The organism is Stenotrophomonas sp. NPDC077659, from assembly GCF_050268705.1.
GTDB lineage: Bacteria > Pseudomonadota > Gammaproteobacteria > Xanthomonadales > Xanthomonadaceae > Stenotrophomonas.
Map to the genome: position 1 here is coordinate 1 of NZ_JBNNHG010000022.1, position 9,474 is coordinate 9,474.

Annotated in this window: 10 protein-coding genes; 6 read left to right on the forward strand and 4 right to left on the reverse strand. The window is 68.4% G+C overall.

What is annotated here, in order from left to right:
* From ACQKDV_RS05285 to folE, 4 genes are all read right to left on the reverse strand, one after another.
* On the reverse strand, positions 1-229 hold a 229-nt coding region (locus ACQKDV_RS05285; RefSeq protein WP_427782735.1), incomplete at its 3' end, for an ATP-binding protein.
* 16 nt (positions 230-245) lie between these two features.
* On the reverse strand, positions 246-947 hold the full coding sequence (locus ACQKDV_RS05290; protein ID WP_427782736.1) for a DUF4194 domain-containing protein: 702 nt from the start codon (positions 945-947) through the stop codon (positions 246-248).
* Positions 934-2,403, reverse strand: a complete 1,470-nt coding sequence (locus ACQKDV_RS05295; RefSeq protein WP_427782737.1) for a DUF3375 domain-containing protein — start codon at positions 2,401-2,403, stop codon at positions 934-936. Before ACQKDV_RS05295 ends, ACQKDV_RS05290 begins: the two co-directional genes overlap by 14 nt.
* 112 nt (positions 2,404-2,515) lie before the next feature.
* On the reverse strand, positions 2,516-3,127 hold the full coding sequence (folE, locus tag ACQKDV_RS05300) for a GTP cyclohydrolase I FolE (RefSeq protein ID WP_004141296.1): 612 nt from the start codon (positions 3,125-3,127) through the stop codon (positions 2,516-2,518).
* Between the two features lie 612 nt (positions 3,128-3,739).
* On the opposite strand from folE, the gene ACQKDV_RS05305 reads away from it, so the two are divergent.
* From ACQKDV_RS05305 to ACQKDV_RS05330, 6 genes are all read left to right on the forward strand, one after another.
* Complete coding sequence (locus ACQKDV_RS05305; RefSeq protein ID WP_427782738.1) at positions 3,740-4,195, forward strand: MarR family winged helix-turn-helix transcriptional regulator; 456 nt, start codon at positions 3,740-3,742, stop codon at positions 4,193-4,195.
* Between the two features lie 108 nt (positions 4,196-4,303).
* Positions 4,304-4,513 carry a DUF1656 domain-containing protein gene (locus ACQKDV_RS05310; RefSeq protein ID WP_427782739.1) on the forward strand — a complete coding sequence of 70 codons (210 nt, stop codon included), beginning with the start codon at positions 4,304-4,306 and terminating at the stop codon, positions 4,511-4,513.
* On the forward strand, positions 4,510-5,427 hold the full coding sequence (locus ACQKDV_RS05315) for an efflux RND transporter periplasmic adaptor subunit (RefSeq protein WP_427782740.1): 918 nt from the start codon (positions 4,510-4,512) through the stop codon (positions 5,425-5,427). The genes ACQKDV_RS05310 and ACQKDV_RS05315 overlap by 4 nt, the downstream gene beginning before the upstream one ends.
* Positions 5,424-6,893 (forward strand): efflux transporter outer membrane subunit, encoded by a 1,470-nt coding sequence (locus tag ACQKDV_RS05320; protein ID WP_427782741.1) that lies wholly within the window; start codon positions 5,424-5,426, stop codon positions 6,891-6,893. The genes ACQKDV_RS05315 and ACQKDV_RS05320 overlap by 4 nt, the downstream gene beginning before the upstream one ends.
* Positions 6,894-6,896: 3 nt before the next feature.
* Complete coding sequence (locus ACQKDV_RS05325) at positions 6,897-8,936, forward strand: FUSC family protein (protein WP_427782742.1); 2,040 nt, start codon at positions 6,897-6,899, stop codon at positions 8,934-8,936.
* A gap of 94 nt (positions 8,937-9,030) precedes the next feature.
* A complete protein-coding gene (locus ACQKDV_RS05330; RefSeq protein WP_427782743.1) occupies positions 9,031-9,429 on the forward strand; it encodes a hypothetical protein in 399 nt (132 codons plus the stop codon).
* The last annotated feature ends 45 nt before the right edge of the window (positions 9,430-9,474 follow it).

The following is a 9,474-nucleotide window of genomic DNA, read 5'->3' on the forward strand; positions in this document are numbered from 1 at the left end:
CACCTGCCGCTGGTGGGCGGTGATGGCGAGGGCGCCGAAATGGCCTACACGCTGGGGCCAAGCCGGAACGGCCGACGAACAGGAAGCCGCGCTCGGCGATCGGCACTTCGGTCAGGCCGTTGAAGGTGCCCCAGTTGTGCACCTGCAGGCGGCGCATGCGGAACTGCTGCAGGCGCGGGTCCGGCAGGCCGTCGTTGAACAGGGCGGGAGTGTGCTTGGAAATGGCCATGCGGTGCTCGGGTCTCTCAGGCTTCGGCAGCCGGGGTTTCGCGCAGCTGGCGGTACACCGCCGAAAGCTGGGACACGTCTTCGGCGGAGAACAGCAGCTTCAGCGCCGGCGAGACTTCGTGGCGGTCTTCCTGGCCGCCAAGGCGGGTCAGGATGTGGTTGTCCTTCATCTTCTGCACGGCCGAAGCAACGCGGCGGTTGAAGCCGGCGCGGTCGGTGGACAGGTTCTTCTCGTAGATGGCCAGTGCCTCGGCCATCTCGGCATCGGCGACGACGGCGCGGTTGCCGCGCGCATCGGCCTCGGCCAGCTGCTGGCGCAGGAACAGCAGCAGCACCGAATCGATGAAGGTCAGCGGCGAGGTACGCAGCAGCACCGGCGCATCCACGTCTTCGGTGTCGGCCTGGCGGGTGAATGCCACGCCGCTGTCACGGTCCAGGACCAGTTCCAGGAACAGATCAGCCAGCGCCGAACGGATGGCCGCTTCACTGCGGATCAGCGCCGGCCACAGCTTGGCGTGGCGCAGCTGGTCGATGCTGGGGCCGATCAGCAGCTGGCACAGCGCGCGACGCGCATCCAGCGGCAGGCGACCGGTGTCGCCCATGTAATAGACATCGTTGCCGCGGCGCGGCCCTGCAGCGGCCACTGCCGGCTCGGCCTCGTAGACATCTTCGGCCAGGTCGGTTGCCGCTGCTTCGATGGGATCTTCATGCCAGCTCATGGCGTCTCTCCTGGGTGAACCAAACCAGCGGAATACGTGCGCGGCGCACTTGGCCGTCGCCGCCGCGCCATTGCGCAAGCTCCTGCTCGCCGGCAACCACGTTGCCGAAACGCGTACCCAGCGACAGGTAGCCGATGACGCTGCCCAGGCCCTGCGGCGCTTCGCGCTGGGCCAGGGCTTCGGCGATGCTCAGGCGCGGCTGTGCGTCCAGCAGCTCGTGCAGGTCGCGGCGCAGGGTACGGAAGTCGATTTCCGACGAGGCCACCAGGTCGCCCACGCTTTCCAGGCTGATGGCGGCCGCATCGTTGTATTCGACGTTGCCATCGACCTGCGCGCTGCGCGGATCGTGCAGTTTCCACTGCGACCACGAGCGCAGGCGGCTGGTGGTCAGCTGCAGGTCGCGGCCGATACTGCGCTGGGCGGGGAAATCGTCGCGCAGGGCCAGTGCTTCGGACTGCGCCTGCTTCAGCAGCTGGTTCAGGCGGCGCTGTTCCAGATAGCCTCGGCTCTGCACGAAGCCGCGCAGGCTGCGCGCGAAGTTCTGCAGCACGTCGTGCACCTGTCCGCCGCGTTCCAGCATGGTGCTGGTGAAGCCGCGCAGGAAATTGCGTTCGTTGCGGTCCAGGCGGCGGGCGAAGCCGCGCGCAAGCACGGCCTCCAGCGCGGCGTCGAGCTGGGCGCTCTGTTCGGCATCGTTGAGCAGGCGCCAGAACGCCTGGAAGCTGCGGCCGGCATCGCTCTCACCGATGACATCAACGCCTTCGAACAGCTGCGACAGCACATCGCCACGCTCGCCTTCGTCGTCGATGATGCGTTCGCGGAAATCACGGTTGAGCTGCTCGAAGTCATCGCGCACGCGGCGGAAGTCTTCGGTCAGTTCGTCAGCCAGGCCGATGATCTGGCGGGTACGTTCCAGCGCGCGCTTGCCGTCGAGGGCCACCACGCGACCGGCGCCGACGCGGGCGATCTCGGCATCGATGCGATCACGCTCGTCATGCAGCGCGGACAGGCGCGCATCGGGATCGGCTTCGGTCTGTGCGGCCAGTGCCGAGAGCTGCTCGATGACCAGGGCCAGGCGGCTTTCGGTGGCGGCCACGCGGGCCTGCTCCAGGCTGTCGGCGAAACGGATCGCCTGCAGCGCCGGGGTCGACAGTTCGTACTGTTCCTGGTCGGCGCCTTCGGGCAGGCGGCGCTCTAGCCAGCCCTGGGCCAGCCAGTGGGCGATATAGGCCTGGGCGGTACGCGGCAGCTCGCGCGACAGTTCGTCGCCGGCCAGCTGGTCCAGCGCGCGTTGCAGGCGCTCGTTCAATACCGACGACGGCAGCGTGCGCTCGCCGTCCATCAGCAGGCTCTGCAGCAGGCCGATGATTTCCGGGGCGTGGTCAGCGGCAAGCAGCTTCCACTGGGGCTGTTCACGCAGGTGGCGGTAACGGGCAATACGTTCGCGGTGCTTCATGCAGCGAAAAGAGTCATGGACGCTGGCGGCTGCGGGCAGCCATGCACGGCCGCCACAGGGGCAGCCGTGGACGTGCCGGCCACGCGGGGCCGGCGCGGTGCGGGCAAGCGGCTCAGCGCTTGCCGCCCACTTCGATGAAGCGCAGGAACTCGGCGCGGGTACGCGCGTCGTCGCGGAAGCTGCCCAGCATCTTCGAGGTGACCATACTGACGCCACGCTTGTGGATGCCGCGGGTGGTCATGCACTCGTGGGCGCCTTCGACGACCACGCCGACGCCGATCGGCTGCAGCACGTCCTGGATGCACTGGGCGATCTGCGCGGTCATCTTTTCCTGGACCTGGAAGCGGCGGGCGTAGGCTTCGACCACGCGGGCCAGCTTGCTGATGCCCACCACCTTGCCGGCCGGCAGGTAGCCGACATGCACGCGGCCGATGATCGGCGCCATGTGGTGTTCGCAGTGGCTTTCGTACTCGATGTCGCGCAGGACGATCAGTTCGTCGTAGCCGGCCACTTCCTCGAAGGTGCGCTCCATGTAGGCGCGCGGGTCATCGCGGTAGCCGCTGAACCAGTCGCCATAGGCTTCGGCGACGCGGCGGGGAGTGTCCAGAAGGCCTTCACGGGACGGGTCCTCACCGGCCCAGCGCAGCAGGGTGCGCACGGCATCCTCGGCCTGGTCCTGGGTCACGTCGCCCTGCGGGGCGGCCTTTTCGTTGTTCTTGCTCATTGCGTACAGCGTCCCGAACGGGGGGCGAGCATCGTACCCGACCGGGGGGTGGGTCGTCCTGTTGGGACGGTTCATCGGGGGTCGTCGTAGCGCCTTGACTGGTATCGGGCTGGAGGGGGTGAGGGGGCTGCGCAGGACACGCCGTGAACCCATCCATGGGGGCTCGATGGCGCCATCCATGGCGCCAACGGTCCTGCGCAGCCCCCTCACCCCCTCCCGGACAGTTTCCTGGCGCGCGGCCGGACCGCCCGAAAGCGGGGGCAAAAGCGGGGGGTTCATGGCTTCGGAAGCACCGCGCGCCTCCGCATTGGTGGGTGCGGACCGTTGGTCCGCACTGCTCCTGCCCTTGCCTTTAAAGAGCCAACCCACCGCGCTCGCGGAGTGATGGGAGGGCAGCGGGGGCCGGGCGGGGCAGGACCGTCCGCGGCATGGATGCCGCGGCCGAGCCCCCATGGATGGGTTTACGGCGTGTCCTGCCCCGTCCGGCCCCCGCTGCCCCACCCGACACCAGACAGGCGCAACGCTTTCCTCAGTACACCGACCCACCCCCAAGCACCCATTCAGCAAAAACTATTGATAGGAATGAAATTAGTAGTATCCTATCTATCTCTTATGGAGCTGCCCCTCGACCAACGCACCCGGCTGCAGATGCAGCTCAGCTCCGGCCTGCTCTATGCAGGGCGGCAGTGGCAGCGCCTGGCCGACAGCCGGCTCGGCAGCTATGGCATCTCCACCGCCTGCACCATGCCCCTGTTGATGATCGGCCGCTCCGGCGGCGGTATCCGCCAGGTTGCGCTGGCCCAGCAGCTGGGCCTGGAAGGCCCGTCCCTGGTGCGCCTGCTGGACAAGCTCTGTGCCAGCGACCTGGTCCGCCGCGAAAGCGACGCCAGCGACCGCCGCGCCAACCTGCTGTGGCTGACCGACGCAGGACAGGCGCTGGTGCGCGAGCTGGAAGAACAGCTCATCGGCCTGCGCCAGGACGTGTTCGGCGAACTTTCCATGGATGAACTGCAGGCCGTGCTGAAGGCATGGCGCCTGCTGGCCGAGGCGGCCGACCGCATCACATAAGCCCGTTGTCCATGGACCACCGCCGCTGCCGTGAATGCGCCAGCGGCTGTTGCCCGTTGCCGTTGTTTCGTTGTCCCTCCCCTCCCCACTTCGCCCCCGCCCCTTCCGATGCCCGGTGAATTCAGTCTCCATGGAGTGTTCGTCCCGACCCTGCTCGGGTTGATGTTGTTGGCCTACCTGATCAACAGCGGTCTGCACGCGCTGCTGCAGCGTGCCGGTGCTTATCGCCATGTGTGGCACCCGCCGCTGTTCAACCTGGCGTTGTACGGGATCGTGCTTGGCCTGCTGTTCCACCTCCTGCGTTGGATGCAATCGTGAACAAGATCGTGAAAAAGACCCTGCCCATCGTGCTGACCAGCGCCGCGGTGATCGTGGCCCTGCTGGTACTGCGCCAGCTGTGGGTCTATTACATGGATGAGCCGTGGACCCGTGACGCCCATGTCGGCGCCGACGTGGTGCAGGTGGCACCGGATGTGTCCGGCCTGGTGGAATCGGTGAACGTTGCCGACAACCAGGCTGTGAAGAAGGGGGATCTGCTGTTCGTGATCGACCGCGCCCGCTACCGCATCGCGCTGGAACAGGCCAAGGCCAGCCTGGCCGAGCGCGAAGCTTCGGTGGCGCAGCTGCGCCGCGAGATCGGCCGCGACCGCAGCCTGCAGGACCTGGTGGCCGCCGAGGACGCCGAAGTGCGCCGTGCCAAGCTGCAGGCCGCCCAAGCCGCGCTGGCCACCGCCCAGGCGGCGGTCGACCTGGCCGATCTGAACCTGGCCCGCACCGAAGTACACGCACCGGCCGACGGCCGGGTCAACGACCGCACCATGCGCGTGGGCGACTATGTGGTGGCCGGCAAGCCGGTGCTGGCGCTGCTGGATACCGGCTCGTTCCGCATCGACGGGTACTTCGAGGAAACCCGCCTGCGCGGCGTGGCCCCGGGGCAGACCGTGGACATCCGCCTGATGGGGGAATCGACGCCACTGCGCGGCCACGTGGAAAGCATCGCCGCCGGCATCGAAGACCGTTACCGCAGCAACGGCAGCACGCTGCTGCCGAACGTGACCCCGGCCTTCGACTGGGTGCGGCTGGCGCAGCGCATTCCGGTGCGCATCGCCATCGACGAAGTGCCCGAAGGCGTTGAGCTGATTGCCGGGCGTACCGCCACGGTGACCGTACAGGCCAACGGCACGAAGCACGCAGGCAAGGCCGGCGCCACGCCGACACAGGCGGGCCTGTGAACGCCGCCCTGCCCCGTCTCGGCCTGATCGTTGCACTGGCCAGCGTGACGGCCTGCAGGACCGTCGGCCCGGATTACGCCCTGCCGGAAGGCTCCGCATTCAAGCGCCCGCAGGCCAATGCCGCGTTCATCGATACCCGGAACCCGGACGTGGCCGCCAACCAGGCACTGCCTGACCGCTGGTGGTCGCTGTACAACGATCCGGTACTCGATGGCCTGATCACCCAGGCGCTGCGTGACAACGTCGAGCTGAAGGCCGCCGATGCACACCTGCGCCGCGCCGCTGCCGTGTACGAGCAGGCGATGGATGCCGGTGGCTTCGAATACGAGGCCGAGGCCGGCGTCAGCCGTGCGCAGCTGTCGGCCGAGTCGTTCCTGCAGGAACACGAACTACCGGTGATCAACCTGGCCGACGGCAAGTTCGCGGTCAGCTACCAGTTCGACCTGTTCGGCAAGCTCAAGCGCGGTGCCGAAGCCGCCCGCGCGGACGAACAAGCGGTGGCCGCCGCCCGCGATCTGGCGCAGGTGAGCGTGGTGGCCGAGGTGGCCGACAGCTATCTGGAAATCTGCCACGCCAACCACGAACTGCATGTGGCCGAGCATTCACTGCAGCTGCAGCAGCGCAGCCGTTCGGTGACCCAGCGCCTGATCAAGGCCGGGCGTGGTACGCCGCCGGAACTGGCGCGCGCCAACGCACAGGTGGCCCTGCTGGAAGCTGCGCTACCGCCCCTGCGTGCACAACGCTCGGCCGCCGCGTATTCGCTGGCCGCGTTGCTCGGCCAGACCCCTGGCCAGCTGCCGGCCGGGGTGATCGACTGCGCCGACGCGCCGGGACTGGCCCAGCCGCTGCCGGTGGGCGACGGCCGCGCCCTGCTGCAGCGCCGTCCCGACATCCGCCAGGCCGAGCGCAGGCTGGCCTCGGCCACCGCGCGGATTGGCGTGGCCACCGCCGAGCTGTACCCGGACATCCGCCTGGGCGCTTCGCTCGGTGCCGCCGGCCTGCTGGAGGACTTCGGCACACCGATGACCCAGCAGTGGTCGATCGGCCCGCTGATCTCCTGGACGCTGCCTTCTTCGGGCACGCACGCGCGCATCCACGCCGCCGAGGCCGGGGCCGATGCTGCCCTGGCCGAGTTCGACCATGCCGTGCTGCAGGCCCTGCGCGAAACCCAGACCGCACTGGACCGCTATGCGCAGGACCTGCGCCGCCTGCAGTCGCTGCGCGAAGCCCAGCAGCAGGCGGCGCTGGCCGCCGAACAGAACCGCCGCCTGTACCAGGGAGGCCGCACGCCCTACCTGTCCAGCCTGGATGCCGACCGCAGCCTGGCCACCAGCGATGCCACCCTGGCCGCAGCCGAGGCGCAGGTGTCGCGTGACCAGATCCATCTGTTCCTGGTGCTGGGCGGTGGCTGGCAGACCACGGTGGCCCCGGCCGCTCCGGCCACCGCACAGGCCACGGCGAAGTAAGCGATGAACGCGCTGACCGACCGCCAGGCCTGGCTGTTCACGATCAAGACCTACCTGGCCGCGATGGCCGCGCTGTACATCGCCATGGCCGGCAACCTGTCGCGCCCTTACTGGGCGATGGGCACGGTGTACATCGTCAGCCAGCCGCTGCTGGGGCCGACCCGGGCCAAGGGCGTGTACCGGATCGTCGGCACCCTGGTGGCCGGCCTGGCCACCCTGCTGGTGCTGCCGGCACTGGTGGAAACGCCCCTGGTGCTGAGCGCGGCGATGTCGATCTGGCTGGCCGCCTGCCTGTTCCTGGCCCTGCTCAACCGCGGCCCGCGCGGCTATGCGTTCCTGCTGGCCGGCTATACCACCGCCTTCATCGGCTTCCCGGCGGTGACCTCGCCGGAGACCATCTTCGACACAGTGGTGGCGCGCAGCGAGGAGATCATCCTCGGCACTGTAGTGGCGGTGCTGTTCGCGTCGCTGCTGTTTCCGGCCTCGGTGCGGCCGATGCTGCACGCACGGATCGGCACGTGGATGGAGGACGCGGCACAGTGGTGCCGGCAGATTCTTGAACGTGGCCGCGCCCATGCCCCGCGCAACCGGCTGGCCGCCGACCTGGTGCAGTTCGAGGCACTGATCGAATTCCTGCGCCGCGATGACCCGCGCCATGCCGGCGCAGCGGTGTCGATGGAACGCCTGCGCGAGCGCATGCTGCTGTTGCTGCCGGTGCTGTCTTCGATTGCCGACCGCCTGAGCGCACTGCGCGGCCACGGCCAGGCGCTGCCGGAAGGGCTGCCGGCGCTGGTCGATGACATCCACGACTGGATCGAAACGCCTGCCAGTGCCAGCGATTACGCCCGCCTGCGCGCGCGCATCAGCGCGCTGAAGCCGCAGGTGGACAGTGACCTGCAGCACCTGCAGCTGGCCAGCCTGCTGCTGCGCCTGGAAGAACTGGTGGACCTGTGGCAGGACTGCCGCACCCTGCAGCACGCCATCGATGAGGGCACCGCGCCGCTGGATCGCACGCATTACCGCATCCGCGCCAAGCGGGTGCCCACCGACAAGCACGTCGATTACGGCATGGCACTGTTTTCCGCACTCAGCGCCGGCGTGGCGCTGATGAGCTACTGCGTGCTGTGGATCGGCCTTGGCTGGGAGGGCGGTGGCAACGGCGCGATGATGGCTGCGGTGACCGCCGCCTTCTTCGCTGCGCAGGACGACCCGGCCCCGAGCATGGTCGCGTTCCTGATGTGGGCCATCGTCGCTTCGCTGGTGGCCGGCGTGTACCTGTTCGGCGTGTTTCCCGCCGTGCATGACTTCGGCCTGCTGGCGCTGGTCCTGGCGGTCACGTTCCTGCCGCTGGGCCTGCTGCTGCACCACCCCAAGAGCGCGCTGTTCGCGCTGCCGCTGACGGTGAACCTGTCGGCACTGCTGAGCCTGCAGAACACCTACAGCGCCAACATCCAGAGCTTCCTCAACTCGTCCATCGCGATGTTCATCGGCATTGGCTTTGCGGTGGTGATGACCCGCCTGTTCCGTTCGGTGGGTGCCGAATGGACCGCGCGTCGCCTGGTGCGCCAGGGCTGGACCACCCTGGCCGAAGCGGCCGAAGGACGCGGCCAGCAGGACCGCCAGCGCTTCGCCGCACGCATGCTCGACCTGCTGGGCCTGCTCGCCCCGCGCCTGGCGGCAACCCCGGAGGGCAGCGACATCGCCTCGGTGGACATGCTCAACGAGGCCCGCATCGGCCTGAACATCCTGCAGCTGCGGCGTGCCCGCCTGGAGCTGCCCGAACGCAGTCGCGAGGCAGTCGAGCACATCCTGGAAGAGATCGCCGCGCACTACCGTCGGCAGATTGCCGCACGCCGGCCGCTTGCCGCGGCCGAAGCATTGCGTGAGCGCCTGGACACGTCGCTGGGCCGTGTCGGTGGCGTGGCCGCCTGCAAGGCACGCGATGAGGCGCTGATGGGCCTGATCGGCCTGCGCTTCGCGCTGTTCCCGGAAGCGAAGGCGCTGGCACCGGGGTTGGTGGACGCCGACGCGCCGTCCATGTAATGCGATCCGCCGGGCATGGCCCGGCGCTACCATCGCTACCCGGTAGCGCCGGGCCATGCCCGGCGGCCTTTCGCCCCGACAACAGGACGGTTCAATGAGTTACGACATGATGGTGTTCGAGGCCAGCGCCGCACCACGCGATGCGGCGGCCTTCATCGCTTGGTTCGAGAAGCAGGCGCAGTGGGGCGAGAATCACGAGTATGACGACCCGTCGGTGAGCAGCCCGGCGCTGCAGGCGTGGTTTGCTGAGATGGCGCGGGAGTTCCCACCGTTGAACGGGCCACTGAGCAACGACGATGACGACCGTGCCGAGGTGACCGATTACAGCATCGGCCGCGAGGTGATCTACGGGGCGTTCGCGTATTCGGTGGCCGAGCGCGCGCATGGGCGCGTGCAGGACCTGGCCGAGAAGCATGGGGTGGGCTTCTTTGATGTGAGCGCCGATGAAGCAGCGATCGTGTTTCCCGACGGACTGGTGTTGATCGCGGAATGAACGTGGCGGCAGGGCTGCACCCTGCCCCTGCCGGATCAACGCCAA